Annotated in this window: 14 protein-coding genes and 1 pseudogene; 8 read left to right on the forward strand and 7 right to left on the reverse strand. The window is 62.8% G+C overall.

Annotated features, from left to right (window positions below; genetic code table 11):
- Positions 1-40 precede the first annotated feature (40 nt).
- On the forward strand, positions 41-541 hold the full coding sequence (locus IHQ72_RS18675; RefSeq protein ID WP_258116418.1) for a MaoC family dehydratase: 501 nt from the start codon (positions 41-43) through the stop codon (positions 539-541).
- Between the two features lie 41 nt (positions 542-582).
- Here IHQ72_RS18675 and IHQ72_RS18680 read toward each other — a convergent pair whose 3' ends face one another.
- Positions 583-1,986 (reverse strand): aminotransferase-like domain-containing protein, encoded by a 1,404-nt coding sequence (locus tag IHQ72_RS18680; RefSeq protein ID WP_258116420.1) that lies wholly within the window; start codon positions 1,984-1,986, stop codon positions 583-585.
- 105 nt (positions 1,987-2,091) lie between these two features.
- On the opposite strand from IHQ72_RS18680, the gene IHQ72_RS18685 reads away from it, so the two are divergent.
- Complete coding sequence (locus IHQ72_RS18685) at positions 2,092-2,955, forward strand: DMT family transporter (RefSeq protein ID WP_258116421.1); 864 nt, start codon at positions 2,092-2,094, stop codon at positions 2,953-2,955.
- A 170-nt stretch (positions 2,956-3,125) separates the two neighbouring features.
- Here IHQ72_RS18685 and IHQ72_RS18690 read toward each other — a convergent pair whose 3' ends face one another.
- Entirely contained in the window at positions 3,126-4,166 is a 1,041-nt protein-coding gene (locus IHQ72_RS18690) for a zinc-dependent alcohol dehydrogenase family protein (RefSeq protein ID WP_258116422.1), read from the reverse strand.
- Between the two features lie 32 nt (positions 4,167-4,198).
- Entirely contained in the window at positions 4,199-4,849 is a 651-nt protein-coding gene (maiA, locus tag IHQ72_RS18695; protein ID WP_258116423.1) for a maleylacetoacetate isomerase, read from the reverse strand.
- 115 nt (positions 4,850-4,964) lie between these two features.
- Between maiA and IHQ72_RS18700 the strand changes: the two genes are divergently transcribed.
- Positions 4,965-5,648: a response regulator gene (locus IHQ72_RS18700; RefSeq protein ID WP_029353323.1), complete on the forward strand. Its 684-nt coding sequence runs from the start codon at positions 4,965-4,967 to the stop codon at positions 5,646-5,648.
- Between the two features lie 78 nt (positions 5,649-5,726).
- Here the strand turns inward: IHQ72_RS18700 and IHQ72_RS18705 are convergent, their stop codons facing one another.
- A complete protein-coding gene (locus IHQ72_RS18705; RefSeq protein ID WP_258116433.1) occupies positions 5,727-7,067 on the reverse strand; it encodes an ATP-binding response regulator in 1,341 nt (446 codons plus the stop codon).
- A gap of 9 nt (positions 7,068-7,076) precedes the next feature.
- On the reverse strand, positions 7,077-8,207 hold the full coding sequence (locus IHQ72_RS18710) for an FIST signal transduction protein (RefSeq protein WP_258116434.1): 1,131 nt from the start codon (positions 8,205-8,207) through the stop codon (positions 7,077-7,079).
- A 245-nt stretch (positions 8,208-8,452) separates the two neighbouring features.
- Between IHQ72_RS18710 and IHQ72_RS18715 the strand changes: the two are divergent.
- The 4 genes and pseudogenes from IHQ72_RS18715 to IHQ72_RS18730 all read left to right on the forward strand — a co-directional run bounded on the left by IHQ72_RS18715 (position 8,453) and on the right by IHQ72_RS18730 (position 13,026).
- A pseudogene (locus IHQ72_RS18715) lies at positions 8,453-8,883 on the forward strand (DUF6841 family protein).
- A gap of 263 nt (positions 8,884-9,146) precedes the next feature.
- Positions 9,147-9,650: a (2Fe-2S)-binding protein gene (locus IHQ72_RS18720; RefSeq protein ID WP_258116435.1), complete on the forward strand. Its 504-nt coding sequence runs from the start codon at positions 9,147-9,149 to the stop codon at positions 9,648-9,650.
- Positions 9,651-9,765: 115 nt separating this feature from the next.
- Positions 9,766-12,114, forward strand: a complete 2,349-nt coding sequence (locus IHQ72_RS18725) for a xanthine dehydrogenase family protein molybdopterin-binding subunit (RefSeq protein WP_258116436.1) — start codon at positions 9,766-9,768, stop codon at positions 12,112-12,114.
- Positions 12,115-12,228: 114 nt separating this feature from the next.
- Positions 12,229-13,026: an FAD binding domain-containing protein gene (locus tag IHQ72_RS18730; protein ID WP_258116437.1), complete on the forward strand. Its 798-nt coding sequence runs from the start codon at positions 12,229-12,231 to the stop codon at positions 13,024-13,026.
- A 161-nt stretch (positions 13,027-13,187) separates the two neighbouring features.
- On the opposite strand, the gene IHQ72_RS18735 is transcribed toward IHQ72_RS18730, so the two are convergent.
- Together IHQ72_RS18735 and IHQ72_RS18740 are read right to left on the reverse strand one after the other, a co-directional pair.
- Positions 13,188-13,685 carry a GNAT family N-acetyltransferase gene (locus IHQ72_RS18735; RefSeq protein WP_258116439.1) on the reverse strand — a complete coding sequence of 166 codons (498 nt, stop codon included), beginning with the start codon at positions 13,683-13,685 and terminating at the stop codon, positions 13,188-13,190.
- A 19-nt stretch (positions 13,686-13,704) separates the two neighbouring features.
- Positions 13,705-14,511 (reverse strand): copper homeostasis protein CutC, encoded by an 807-nt coding sequence (locus IHQ72_RS18740; RefSeq protein WP_258116440.1) that lies wholly within the window; start codon positions 14,509-14,511, stop codon positions 13,705-13,707.
- Between the two features lie 205 nt (positions 14,512-14,716).
- On the opposite strand from IHQ72_RS18740, the gene IHQ72_RS18745 reads away from it, so the two are divergent.
- Positions 14,717-15,172, forward strand: a complete 456-nt coding sequence (locus IHQ72_RS18745; protein WP_258116441.1) for a carboxymuconolactone decarboxylase family protein — start codon at positions 14,717-14,719, stop codon at positions 15,170-15,172.
- Positions 15,173-15,175 lie beyond the last annotated feature (3 nt).

The raw sequence follows: 15,175 nt of genomic DNA on the forward strand, positions 1-15,175 counted from the left end.
TCGTGGTCCGGAGGCAGGGCAAGCGATCGGGAAAGCAGGAATGACGCAAACACGGCCGAGGACGCCGCCGACCTACGAGCAGCTCAGGACGATGACAGGGCAGGAGCTTGGCGCGTCGGACTGGACGACGGTCGACCAGAGCCGCATCGACCAGTTCGCCGAATGCACGGGCGACCGCCAATGGATCCATGTCGATCCAGAGCGGGCGAAGCGGCAGAGCCCGTTCCGCGCCACCATCGCGCATGGCTATCTGACGCTGTCGATCATCGGTGCGCTGGCGCTCGACATGGGCATCGTGCCCGAAAACACGCAAGCCGTCTTCAACTACGGCTTCGACAAGGTGCGGTTCCTGGCGCCGGTCAGGGCCGGCGCGCGCATCAGGCTGCGCATCACGCTTTTGTCCATGGAGGACAAAGGCCCCGGCCAGTATCTGATGAAGGCCGCCAATATCGTCGAGATCGAAGGTGAGAAGAAGCCGGCGCTGACCGCCGAAACGCTGGTTATGCTCTATGAGCGGCGCCGCAGGCGGGCAGGGGCGTGACGGGCAAAGCGCCAAGGCCTGCATTTCCGTGACAGCGAAAATCAACGCGACATCGCCTCTTCGAGCGTCCTGAAAATTCTCTCGTCTGCCGACTGCGCGACGTTGAAGCGCAGGAAACGGCTGGCAGTTTGGGACAGGCTGAACGCGTTGCCGGGCGCCAGCACGACATTGGCCGACAAGGCGCGGCGGGCTATTTCAGCTGCATCCACGCCTTCCGGCAGGCTGCACCACAAGAACATGCCGGTCGGCTGGTCGATCCACGGCATGATGCCGATCGCCCTCAGGCGGGTGCTTGTCTCAGCCATGGCGCGTGAAAGCCGCGTGCGCAGCAAATCTACGTGCTTGCGATAGCTGCCGTCCTTCAGCAGCGCCAGCACCAGTTCGGAGGCAAGCCTGCCGCTGCCGAAGGACGTGGCAATCTTGAGGTCGGTCAGTCCTTCCATCCAGTCGCGCGGAGCCGCGATGAAGCCGCAGCGCACCGACGCCGAAAGCGTTTTGGAGAAGCTGCCGATATGGACGACGCGACCAAGACCGTCGAACGCCGCCAGCCTGGGTGCGGGCGCGTGTTCGAAGTCGGCAAAGATATCGTCTTCGATGATCGTCAGATCCGATTGGTCGGCGAGCTTGAGCAATCGATGGGCGACGACCGGCGACAGAATTGCCCCCGTTGGATTGTGAAGTGCGGAATTGGTGATGTAGAGGCGCGGCCGGTGCTCGATCAGCGCCTGCGCAAACAGCTCGATATCCGGTCCCGACGGCGTATAGGGAACGCCGACCACCTTGGCCCGGTGGGCGCGCAACAGGGCATGAAAGTTGAAATAGCAGGGGTCGTCGACCAGCACCGTGTCGCCTGGCTCGAGCAGGAACCGGCAGAGGAGGTCGATGGCCTGGGTGCCCGATTCCGTCAGCATGATCTGGTCGGGAGATGCCTCGATGCCGTGCTCTGCCATGCGCCGTGCGAGCAGATGACGCAGCGGCGGCAGCCCGAGCGGAGTGCCGTAATCCGTCAGCGTGACATCATCGCCGCGTGCCATTGTCCGCAGGGCCCGGCGCAACCCAGCCTCCGGCATCCAGGAGGCAGGCAGCCATCCGCAGCCGGGTTTGAGCACGCCGTCGCCGGCTTCCAGCGATTGGCGCGAAACCCAGAGCGGATCGACAGCTCGATCAAGCCTGGGGCCGATCTCGGCCAGTGACAAGGGAGCCAGCGGTCCGGCGGCATAGAAACCCGAACCTGGACGCGAGCGGATGATGCCTTCTGCGGCAAGACGTTCATAGGCCTCGACCACGGTGGATTTCGAAACCTGCATGGTTTTCGCAAAAGCCCGGATCGAAGGCAGTCGTGTCCCCGGTGTCAGGCTGCGCGCGGCGATCCTGTGCCTGATCGTCGCCATGACGCTTTCGACAAGCGTCCCGTTGCCCTGACTTGCCGTCGCCTGCTCGTCCATCCGTACTGCTCAATCTACCATGACAGTTTTATCGAACTGTACCTCATTGTCTCTGGTGGTGCCATATGTCCGGCCCGATAGAGGGCGAGACATCAGGAGCGTGCGATGGACAAGACGGCGGGTGGCTGGATCAACGGATTCGTAGGCGTGCTGATTTTCAGCGGATCGCTTCCGGCAACGCGCGTCGCGGTCATGGATTTCGATCCGGCGTTCCTAACCGTCGCCCGTGCTGCCACGGCAGGCATTCTCGGCCTCGCGCTCCTGCTCATTTTTCGCCAGAAGCGCCCGGAGCGGCGCGATCTGCTGTCGCTGGCCATCGTGGCGCTCGGCGTCGTGGTCGGCTTTCCGCTGCTGACCGCGCTGGCGCTCAAGCACATCACCTCGGCCCATTCCATCATCTTCGTCGGCCTGTTGCCGCTGGCGACCGCAATCTTCGGCGTCATTCGCGGCGGCGATCGCCCCAAACCGGCTTTCTGGCTGTTTTCATGCCTTGGCAGCGCCCTTGTTGCCGGTTTTGCAGTGACGCAAGGTGTGGCGGCCGCGCCGCTTGGCGACATGCTGATGCTGGCCGCCATTATCCTGTGCGGACTGGGCTATGCGGAAGGCGCCACGCTGTCCCGCAAACTCGGCGGCTGGCAGGTGATCTCATGGGCGCTGGTGTTGTCGCTGCCGGTCATGCTGGCCCTGACGCTCATCACCATGCCACCGTCGCTCGAACCCGTCGGCAAGGCCGCCTGGATCGGCCTGGCCTATGTCTCGCTGTTCAGCATGCTGATCGGTTTTGTGTTCTGGTATCGCGGATTGGCACAAGGCGGCATCGCTGCGGTCGGGCAACTGCAGCTTCTCCAGCCTTTCTTCGGCCTTGGGCTGGCGGCAACGCTGCTGCACGAGCCGGTCAGCCCCGCCATGATCGCCGTCACTGCTGCCGTCGTGCTTTGCGTGGTCGGTGCGAAGCAATATGCGAGATAGGCGCCGGCCCTTCTTCCTTCTCCCCTTGTGGGAGAAGGTGGATTGGCGCGCAGCGCCAAGACGGTTGAGGGGTGCTGTCCGGAACGCCCTCGTGCCAAGCTGGAACACCCCTCATCCGACCGCTTCGCGGCCACCTTCTCCCAACGGGGGAGAAGGGAGAGCCGACTTGGCTAGAACCTGGTCACAACGCCGATGCCGATGCCTTCGAAGCCGCCCATCGCCATCAGCGCGGCCGGCGCCTCTTCGAGGCTGATTTTCTTGCCGACCAGCAGTTCGGGTTTCAGCTTGCCGGTGCGGATCATCTCCATCATCGCCTGATAGCGGTGGGCCTGCATGCCGTGGCTGCCGCGGATTTCGAGCTCGAAGGCGATCACCTTGTCCATCGGGATCTGCGGCCTGGCGTGATCGCCGAGCATCAGCCCGACCTGCACATGGCGGCCGCGCCGGCGCAGGTTCGCGATCGAGTTGAACGAGGTCGTTGAGTGGCCGAGGGCATCCATCGACATATGCGCGCCGCCATTGGTGATCTGCTTGACCGCCTTGACCACATTCGGCGTCTTGGCGGCGTTGATCGTCGCTACCGCGCCGATCTTGCTGGCGAAGTCCAGCTTCTCGTCGGTCAGGTCGATGGCAATCACATTGGCGCCCATGGCGCTGGCGATCATGATCGCCGACAGGCCGACGCCGCCGCAGCCATGCACGGCCACCCATTCGCCGGGCGTCACCCGGCCCTGGTCGACAATGGCGCGGAACGAGGTGACGAAGCGGCAGCCGAGGCTGGCGGCGGTGGCGAATTCCATCTCGTCCGGCAAACGGACCAGATTGGTGTCGGCATGGTCGATGGCGACAAATTCGGCGAACGAGCCCCAGGCGGTGAAGCCGGGCTGGGTCTGGTGTTCGCAGACCTGATGGTTGCCCGAGCTGCATTCGAAGCAACGGCCGCAGCCGACGGCGAATGGCACCGTGACGCGCTCGCCGGTCTTCCATCGGGTCACCTGCCTGCCGGCCGCCACCACGACGCCGGCAAGCTCGTGGCCAGGCACATGCGGCAGGCGGATGCCGTCGTCATGGCCCATCCAGCCATGCCAATCGCTGCGGCAGAGACCGGTCGCCTCGACCTTGATGACAACGCCGCCCAGTGCCGGCTCCGGATCGGGAACGGTCTGGATCGTTGGCGTTTCACCGAACTTTTCGAAGACAACGGCTTTCATCGGCAATTCCTCATGCTTTAATCCAACTCGCTCTATTCGACATCGATCTGGTTCTCGGGTGCGGCCTTTTGGAAGGCCGGCAGCGCCATGCAGGCGGCGTGGATGCGTTTGATCGTCGGGTAAGGCGTCATGTCGACGCCGAAACGGGCATTGCTGGTGACCTGAGCGACCAGGCAGATGTCGGCCAGCCCCGGTGTGTCGCCATGGCAGAATGTCCCGGTTTCGGCCGAGGAAGCCAGAATCTTTTCAAGCGGCTGGAACCCTTCGTTCACCCAGTGCCGGAACCAGTTGGCGACATCCTCGTCGCCGGCGCCGAACAGCGTGCGCAGCGAGGTCAGCACGCGCAGATTGTTCACCGGATGAATGTCGCAGGCGATCATCTGCGCCAGCATCCTGACTCGAGCCCGGCCACGCGCGTCCTGCGGTAAAAGTGGCGGTTCGGGCCTGGTCTCGTCGAGAAATTCGATGATCGCCAGCGATTGGGTCAGTAGCGTGCCGTCGCCCAGGATCAGTGCCGGCACCAGTCCTTGCGGATTGACCGAGAGATAGGCGGGCTCCAGATGCTCGCCGTGGCGCAGATGATGCGGCACGTATTGGTAGGTCATGCCCTTCATCTCCAGCGCGATCCGCACCCGGTGGGAGGTGGAGGAGCGGTAGTAGTTATGAAGGACGAGGTCGCTCATTGCGGCACATTCGGCCGATTTGGACGACCGGGCAAGGCATGGATGTACTATTTGCCAATAATCTGGCCATGGTTGCTGGGCTATTCTATCCTGCCCTGAACTGAAACGAACGCCAATGACCGCAGTCAACGATAGCGCCCGGTTTCTGATCATCGACGATCACCCGCTGTTTCGCGAGGCGCTGCACAGCGCTGTGCAAATGGCCTATCCGGACGTCGATACTGTCGAGGCGCGTTCGATCACCGAGGCGTTTGAGCTTCTGGCAGATGCGAAGCCATTCGATCTCGCGCTGCTCGACCTCAGCATGCCTGATGTGCATGGCTTCGACGGGCTGCTGCAACTTCGGACCCGCTATCCGCGCCTGCCGGTGGTCATCGTTTCGGGGCATGAGGAGCCGAAGATCATTTCTGAGGCGCTGTCCTATGGTGCGGCCGGCTTCATCCCGAAATCGGCGCGCAAGAGCGATCTGGCCGCCGCCATCCGCTCGGTGATGGAAGGTGCGATCTACGTGCCCGAAACCTATGAAGGGCAGCCGCCGGACGCCGACAGCACCGACCGCGCCGAGATGGTGCAGCGCCTTGCCAAACTGACGCCGCAGCAACTACGGGTGCTGCAGATGCTGCGCCAGGGCTTGCTCAACAAGCAGATCGCCTACGAGCTGCAGGTCGGCGAAACCACTGTCAAGGCGCATGTCTCCGAGATCCTGCGCAAGCTCAACGTCTACAGCCGGACGCAAGCCGTCATCGAGGTTTCGAAGCTCGACAGTGCCGAGCTGTTTCGCGGCCAGGCGGGGTTTTAGGCGCGCCGGCTGCGGAATTACGGTGACAGTGCACCATTTTCTTAGCGCTCGCGGTCTTCTGCCCGTGTCCTTGGTGGATCAAGCCAGGAGATGCGCCAGCAGGGCGCGCAGTTGCGCCGGTTTCAGCGGCTTGCGCATCAACTCGATGCCGGCCGCGCGGGCGACTTTGGCAACGGTCTCCGAACCGTCGGCGGTGACGATCAGAGCCGGCACGGCGCGGCTGAGATAATCGCGGACCTCGGCGATCGTCGTGGTGCCGAGGTCGCCGCCGTCGAGATGCTGGTCGGCTATGACGATGTCCGGCACCCAGTCCGTATCGCCAAGCATGTCGAGCGCAGCATCGGTCGAGGTGGCGGGGCGCACCAGGCATTGCCAGCGCTCGAGCAGCGATGTCATCGCCTGCAGCACCTCGACGTCGTTCTCGACCAGCAGCACCTTTGTGCCGAACAGACCGTAGCCGCGCGGCCGCTCCATGTCGGCGGTGCTGGCAATGGCATCGACGCTGGCGCCGATCCCGACCGGAACGTCGATATGGAAAATCGTGCCGTGTCCGACCTTCGACGAGAACGTCACGGGATGGCCGAGCGCGGCGGCGATGCGGCGCACGATGGCCAGGCCCAATCCCAGCCCGCCGCCGGCAAGCCCGGCATCGGTCGGGATCGTGCCGCGGTGGAATTCCTCGAACACCGCCTCGCGCTGGTCGTCGGGGATACCGCAGCCGGTATCGGCGACATCGATACGGATCGTGTCGCCGCGATGCCTCGTGCCGACCAGCACGCCGCCGGAGCGGGTGTAGCGCAGCGCGTTGGAAAGTATGTTTTGCAGGATGCGGCGCAGCAAGGTGCGGTCCGAACGCACGACGGCGTTGACCGGCCGGAATTTTAGCGTCAGGCCCTTCATTTCGGCGACCGGCAGGAAATCCGAGCGCAGCGACGAAAACAGCATCTCCAGGCTGACGTCGCCGATATCGGGCTGCACGACGCCGGCGTCGAGCTTGGAAATGTCGAGCAGGGTGCGGAGCAGATCCTCCATCGTCTCCAGCGACCGTTCGACCTGCCGGACCAGTTTTTTGCCTTCGTCGCTGGTCTGCACTTCGGCCAGCGCCGAGACGGAGAGATGCGCGGCGTTCAGCGGCTGCAGCACGTCGTGGCTGGCGGCGGCCAGGAATCTCGTCTTGGACAGGTTCGCCAGCTCGGCGTTTTCCTTGGCCGCGCTGAGATCGATGTTGGATTGTTCCAATCTACGCAGTGTCGAGTGCAGTTCCTCAGTGCGCGTACGCACTCGATTCTCGAGCGAAATCGCGGTCTGGAACAGCGAGAACGCGTTGGCCTGCTGGTCCATCGAGCGCTCGACGCGGCTGACAAGGGCTGCGTTGATCTTCTTCAGCTTCTCCAGGTCGTTGATGTTCCTGAGCGGCATAACAATCTCCTACTCCGCCGCCTGCCGCTCTCCGAAGGCGATGCCGGTGAACGTCTGGTTCAGATGCATCGACCGGTATTGTTCGCCATAGGTGCCGAAGCCGATGACGTTGTTGACCTTGTAGAGTTCCGAAATCTCCCGAAAGACCTGGCGGTTGAGCGCATCGAGCCTGCGCAGCACGCAGTCGAAAGCGAGGATCATGTCGATGCCGCCAAGCCTTTCCTCGACATCCCTAAAGGCGGCACGCGTCGATTCAACCATGTTCTTGGGTCGGGCGATGGAAAGGACGACGCCATCGTCGATGGCGCAGAAGAACGACAGCGAGCCGTCCGCGTGCATCTTCTGGATCGAGCGGCAGTAAAATTCGCCGCCCACTTTCACCACCACCGGATGCGAAGCGAAACTCAGTGGCGTCAGCATCTGCGGGATGACGCCGACCGAGGCGGCATATTCCTCTGCGGCATTGGTGGCGTTGAATTCGCGCACGGTGCGGTGATCGGGATCGGACGCGGTCACCACCAGCTTCTCGTCGGTGGGGATGAAATTGTCGGTCTTGAACACGTGGAAAGGAATTTCCGTGGTGATCAGCACGATGATGGCACTGTCGGAGGCAACCTTGCCGTTCGAGATCAGCCGCGTCGTCTCGAATTTCAGATCATCGCCGGCCGAACCGCCGATCAAAGGAATGTCGTCGAGCCCCCAATGGATGGCGGAAGTTACCGCCTCTTCGGCATAGGACAGTCCGTCGATGAAGCAAAGCGCGAAGGTGGAGTTGGTCCGTTCGTACCCGACGCGGCCCTGCAGCGAGCGCCGCAGCGCCCCGACTTCACCGGTGATCCTGTCCATGCCCGACGAAGAGAGACTGTCGACCATGGTGCTTGCGACCGAAAACGATGCTGACGGAAGCAGCAAGGCGAGGATCTGGCCTTCCTCCAGACCGCGCGGCGTGATTTCGCCGGCGGTGGAGCAGCCGGCATAGGCAAGTGCCGGCGCGTTGATCTTCAGCGCATCCGACACGGCCGCCGCATCCACGAGGCTCTGGGAGAAAAACAGCAGGGCGAACCCGGCATCGATGGCTGCGGCTTCGGCCGCGACCGCCCGGGTGAACGCATCGGCGTCGGGCTCATCCGTGGTGAGCACCGATAGGCCGCATGCATAACGCGTCCGTGAACTGGCCAGCGGTTTCCTCCTAACCTTCCTCCGACGCTCTTTTTGTGCGCGGCTCTTTTTTTGTGCTCCTGGCGCGCCGGCGTCGAAGTCATTGTTGTCTTCAAGTGCTACTTTGGCAATGAGCCAACATAATGGATTTGAAGTTTCTGCTATTTTGACGGCATCAGCGCTGAGAAACTTCAAATCCAAAACCACACCGGAAGGGAGCGTGATCCATGGAAGCGCAGGTCGGTAAGCTATTCGAAAGGTACGAGCGGCTTTTCCAGAAATCCCTCGCCGGCGATGCCGACATGGACGAAGTCACATCCGTCTATGCCTCCGCCTTCATTGCGGCGTCGCCTGCCGGCGTCATGGTCGGGAGAATGACGATCAGCTCAAGCAGGTTATGGAACAAGGCTATGCTCACTATCGAGCGATCGGCACGAAGGAGATGCGAATACGGGATGTTCGCATTTCGCCGATTGACGAGCATCATTGCGTTGCCCACGTCGCCTGGACGTCGATTTATGCGCGCAAAGGCCAACCGGACGTCACGATCGATTTCGACGTCCACTACCTCGTGCAGAAACTGGGCGGCGAGCCCAAAATATTTGGCTGGGTGTCGGGCGACGAGCAGGAGGTTCTCAGAAAATACGGAATCGGCTGAAATCGGCTTGGCCAGCACCATTGCCGCTCATGGCCGGAAGGCGGCGTCGCACGGCGATCGTGGTTCGCTTCGTTGCGCCGTTTGCCTGTCTTTGCGTGACCGAAAGTACAATAGGCGGTTTCTGGGACGAACTGCATTCTCGCAATCTCGGCATTCCATGGCACTTTTTCCCCGTGCTTTATGCGGTATAAGAATAGCGGACAGATGGAGGGCTCGGGCAGCACCGACGCCAAAACGACCAAGGTAGCACCCAGGGAGGTTTCATGTCGGACATATCGTTGACGGTGAACGGAAAGCGGGTCAGCGGCACTGCCGAAGACCGTACGCTTCTGGTTCATTTCTTGAGGGAGAATCTCGGCCTGACCGGGACGCATGTTGGCTGCGACACCTCGCAATGCGGCGCCTGTGTGATCCATGTCGACGGCAAGGCGGTAAAATCCTGCACGATGCTTGCGGTGCAAGCCTCCGGGTCGAGCGTCGTGACGATCGAAGGGTTGGCGGACGGCCCCGACCTGCATCCGGTGCAGGCGGCGTTCAAGGAGCATCACGGGCTGCAGTGCGGTTTCTGCACGCCGGGCATGATCATGGCGGCAACCGATATGATCGGCCGTCACCCCGAAGGCCTCGACGAGGCCACGGTGCGGGCCGAGCTCGAAGGCAACATCTGCCGCTGCACCGGCTACCACAACATCGTGAAAGCGATCCTCGCCGCATCGAAGACGATGACTAAGGGAGCCGCCAAGGGCAAGGCCAGGCAAGCAGCATAAGGGCAGTAAGGGAGTAGGGCAGTAAGGCAGTAGGGAAAATTGGCTCAAATCCCTACTGCCTTACTCCCCTACTGCCCTACTCACCTACTTCAGCAATTCGGGAGGAATTTCTGCGATGGGCATTGAAGGTGTTGGCGCTCGTGTAGCGCGCAAGGAAGACAAGCGGTTCATTACCGGCGCGGGGCGCTATGTCGACGACATGGTGGTTCCCGGCATGAAGCATGCGGCCTTCGTGCGCAGCCCGCATGCGCATGCTGAGATCAAGAAGATCGATGTCAAAAAAGCCCAGGCCATGCCGGGTGTCATCGGCGTGCTGACCGGCAAGGAGCTCAAGGCCGACGGCATCGGCAATCTCATCTGCGGGTGGATGATCCATTCCAAGGACGGCTCGCCGATGAAGATGGGGGCGTGGTCGCCGCTGGCCTTCGACAGGGTCCGTTATGTCGGCGACGCGGTGGTCGTCGTGGTTGCCGAAACCAAGGGCCAGGCGCGCGACGCGGCCGAAGCGGTCGACATCACTTACAAGGAACTGAAGGCAGTCGTCGATGCTCCGAAGGCGCTCGAAAGGAGTGCGCCCCAAATCCATCCGGAAGCCGATAACAATCTGATTTTCGACTGGGAGCTCGGCGACAGCACGGCGACCAACGCGGCGATCAAGGCCGCTGCCCACGTCACCCGCATGAAGATCGTCAACAACCGGCTGGTGCCGAACGCCATGGAGCCGCGTGCGGCACTAGGCTTTTACGACAAGGCCGAGGACCACTACACGTGCTGGACGACCTCGCAGAACCCGCATCTTGCGCGCCTGGTGATGAGCGCCTTCTACAATGTCGCGCCCGAAAACAAGCTGCGCGTCATCGCGCCGGATGTCGGCGGCGGCTTCGGCTCGAAGATTTACATCTATCCGGAAGAAATCATCTGCCTTTGGGCCTCGAAGAAAACCGGCGTGCCGGTCAAATGGGTCGCTGACCGCACCGAGAGTTTTCTCACCGACGCCCATGGCCGTGACCATGTCTCGACGGTGGAGATGGCCTTCGACAAGGACAACAGGATCACCGGGCTGAAGGTCGACACCATCGCCAATCTCGGCGCCTACATGTCGCTGTTCTCGTCCTGCGTGCCGACCTATCTCTACGCGACGCTGTTGTCGGGCCAGTATGATATTCCGGCGATCCACGCCAATGTGCGCGCCGTCTACACCAACACCGCGCCGGTCGACGCCTATCGCGGGGCAGGGCGGCCGGAAGCCACCTATCTGCTCGAACGCACCATGGAGACCGCCGCACGCGAGTTGGGCGTGTCGCCGGCGGAGCTTCGCCGAAAGAACTTCATCACCTCGTTTCCGCACCAGACGCCGGTCATCATGAACTATGACGCTGGCGATTATGCCGCTTCGCTCGACGCGGCGATGGCGGCTGCCGACTATGCCGGCTTTGCCGAGCGCAAGGCCGCCGCCGCCAAGAAAGGCAAGCTGCGCGGCATCGGCATGAGCAACTATATCGAGGCCTGCGGCCTGGCGCCGTCGGCGGCGGTCGGCAGTCTTGGAGCGGGTGTCGGTCTTTGGGAAAGTGCCGAGGTGCGCGTCAATGCCGCCGGCACCATCGAGGTGCTGACCGGCTCGCACAGTCATGGCCAGGGCCATGAGACGACTTTCGCGCAACTGGTCAATCAGCGCTTCGGCGTACCGATCGACAGCGTCTCGATCGTCCATGGCGATACCGACAAGGTGCAGATGGGCATGGGCACCTATGGTTCGCGCTCGGGCGCCGTCGGCATGTCGGCCGTCGCCAAGGCGCTCGACAAGGTCGAGGCCAAGGCCAAGAAGATCGCCGCACATCTGCTCGAGGCCGACGAGGGCGACATCGTCATCGAAAACGGTGCGTTGAAGGTCACCGGCACCGACAGACAAGTGCCATGGTTCCAGATGGCGCTCGCCGCCTACACCGCCCATAGCCTGCCTGGCGGCATGGAGCCGGGGCTGAAGGAGACCTCATTCTACGACCCGTCGAACTTCACCTTCCCGGCCGGCTGCTATGTCTGCGAGGTCGAGATCGATCCGGAGACCGGCGTGACCGAGATCGTCCAGTTCGTCGCCGCCGATGATTTCGGCAACATCATCAACCCGATGATCGTCGAAGGCCAGGTGCATGGCGGCGTCGCCCAAGGCATTGGCCAGGCCTTGCTGGAGGGCACTCGCTACGACGCCAGCGGGCAGCTTCTGACGGCGAGCTATATGGACTACACCATGCCGCGCGCCGACGACCTGCCGTCGTTCAAGGTCTCGACCTCGAACACGCCGTGCCCGGGCAATCCGCTCGGCATCAAGGGCTGCGGCGAGGCCGGCGCCATCGGCTCACCGCCGGCTGTGATCAACGCCATCACCGATGCCATCGGCATCACCGATATCGCCATGCCGGCATCGCCGTCCACGGTCTGGGCAGCGATCCGGGCGACGAAGCACTGAAAGGAATGAGTAGAAAGTAGTGAATAGTGAATAGAAATGCGCTTCGCCAAGGCGGCACCTGACCATTCACTACTCACTGCTCACTACCGACTATTTATTTCACGGGAGAATCCCATGTACTCAGTCAATTACCACCGCGCCGCCTCCGTCGCCGACGCCGCCAAGCTGCTCAAGAGCGGCGATGCAAAGCTCTTGTCGGGCGGTATGACGCTGATCCCCGCCATGAAGACGCGACTTGCCGCGCCTTCTGACCTGGTCGACCTGTCGCGGATCAAGGAACTGCAAGGCGTCAAGGTGTCGGGCAAGACCGTCACCATCGGCGCCGCCACCACGCATCACGATGTCGCCAGCGACGAGAAGCTGAAGAAGGCCTGTCCGGCGCTCGCCCATATGGCGTCCCGGATCGGCGACCCGGCGGTGCGCTACAAGGGCACGATCGGTGGCTCGATCGCCAACAACGATCCGGCGGCCGACTATCCGGCAGCACTTCTTGCGCTCGATGCCACCATCGTCACCAACAAGCGCGAGATCGCCGCCGGCAAGTTCTTCTCGGGCCTGTTCGAGACGGCGCTGAAAGACGGCGAGATCATCACTGCCGTGACCTTCACCGCGCCGGCTAAGGCGGCCTATGAAAAATTCCGCAATCCGGCATCGCGCTACGCGATCGTCGGGGTGTTCGTGGTCAAGGGCAAGGACGGCGTCAGGGTCGCCGTCACCGGGGCCGGCGATGACGGCGTCTTCCGTTCGAAGGAAATCGAGGCGGCGCTGACCAAGAGTTTCACGGCCGCCGCCCTCGACGGCATGAAGATTTCGGCGAAGAATTTGATGAGCGACATCCACGCCTCGGCCGACTACCGTGCCAATCTGATCGCGGTAATGGCCAAGCGCGCAGTGGCTGCCGCCAACGCCTGAATCTGCCGGTTGCCGATTTGGGATTGCCCGTCTTGGGGAAGGGGGCGTTCGCGGCCCCTTTCTCGTCGCTTTCGGGTCTGACGGCCGGACATGCCAGAGTGTTGCTATCTCGCACTTGCCGGCCCGCGCCTGGCTGAACCGCAACTGGTAGAGTTGTCGCCTCAGCCGGTGATCTGCCTGGTATAGTAGCGCACCGCCTTCTTGCCGCCATGGATCACCGCGTCGCCGACCTCCACAAAGCCGAGCGCAGCGTGAAACGCATCCGAAGCCGGGTTGGGCGGGTCGGCATTCACCTCGCAAGTGACGATGGCCTGGCCGGCACGCAGTGCATGGTCGAACAGGTCCTCATAGAGCCTGCGGGCATGGCCGCGGCCACGCGCTTCTCCCGCGACGACGACGCGGTCGACATAGACGAAGCGCGGGTAGCGCTCGCGAAACCACAGGAAGTTCGGACTGTCGTAGCGGGCGTTCTGGTCGAAGGTCATGATGAAGGCTTCGAGCGCACCGATGCGGCGCGCATAAAACGTCTCGCCGAGCAGGAAGGACAGGCGCTCTGGCTCAAGCCACGACAGTTCGGCCGCGTGCTCGTTGTTGAGGGCGAGGACGGCGGGCTCGTCCTGCGGCGAGACCCGGTCGATCGACAAGCGTGCTTGCGTCACGTGTTTTCTTCCTTCGGGATCATGCTCTCGCCGCCGCAATCGTCGCCGCCACCAGCGCCTCGTCGGTCACGGTGTTGCGGTACTCGCGGTCGAGGTCGGTGCCGCCCATGCCGACATGGGGGTTGCGGTAGCGCATGGCGCTCGGCACGTCCTTGAGTGCTGCGAAGTGCATTTCAGTCAGTCCGGTTTTTTCCAGCACCTCGGCGATGTTCCTGGGGTCGAGCCCGCCGCAGCCGAGAATGATGATGCGCTTCCCCGCCTGCCGGACGAGGTCCGCCAGCAGGGCCATGCCTTCCAAAGCGGTGTCGCGCTGGCCGCTGGTCAGCACGCGGCCGACCTTGCTGCGGATCAGCGCTTCCAGCGCTTCGGCCGGAGCGCGCGTCATGTCGAAGGCACGGTGGCAGGTGACGTTCAAAGGCCCTGCCGCCTGCACCAATTCGCTCATGCGCTTTTCGTCGATGGTACCGTCGGCGTTAAGGCAGCCGACGACGAAACCGGCCACGCCAAGCTCGCGCAGCGCGCGCACATCGGCGAGCATCGAGCTGTATTCGGCGTCGCTGTAGAGAAAATCGCCGCCGCGCGGCCGCACGATGACGTGGAACGGAATCGTCGCCAGTTCGAAGGCTGCGCGCACGGTGCCGAAGCTTGGCGTGATGCCGCCCTCAACGAGGCTGGCGCACAGCTCGACCCGGTCGGCGCCCGCTGCTTGGGCGGCGAGCAGGCCGTCTATGCCTTCGACGCAGATTTCGATCAGCGGCAGGCGAGGGCGTTCGGTGTCGGTCACAGGGCGATCCGTTGCTGATTTCAAGACGTGCAGCCCTAGCATCGGGCTCCTTGCCGCGAAAGCCGGAACTATTGGCTCAACGCGACGGGTCGTTGCCGTTTGCTTGCTGCCGATTCCTCACTTGACACATTCATAACTGGTGAGTTATGCGTCAATTCATAACCGATCAGTTATTGTTTTGCATAGACGGCGCGACATCCGGCTCGGCAGAACGCACCCGCACAAAACACGTCTGAAGGAGACCACCATGCAAGCAAGGCTGAAAAACCCTGTGCTTCTCATTCCCGGCGCCCTGCAGGCGCTGCTCGCGCTGGACAAGTCGACTGAAACGGCTGACCTGCCCTATGTGACGCGTAAGCTCGTCCATTTGCGAGCCAGCCAGATCAACGGATGCAGCGTCTGTATCGACATGCATGCGCGCGAATTGAAGAAGGCCGGCGAAAAGGATGAGCGCGTCTTCACCGTATCCGCCTGGCGGGAGACGCCGTACTTCACCGACGCCGAACGCGCGGCACTTGCGCTTGCCGAGGCAACAACCCGGCTTTGCGACCGGCCGGACGCGGTGCCGGACGCGATCTGGGACGAGGCCGCCCGGCACTATGACGAGAAGGCGCTTGCCGCTCTGGTGGTTCAGATTGCCCTGATCAACGCCTTCAATCGCCTCAACGCCGCCACCAGGCAGATGGTCGGCGCCTGGGGGTGAGCC

The organism is Mesorhizobium onobrychidis, from assembly GCF_024707545.1.
Lineage (GTDB): Bacteria > Pseudomonadota > Alphaproteobacteria > Rhizobiales > Rhizobiaceae > Mesorhizobium > Mesorhizobium onobrychidis.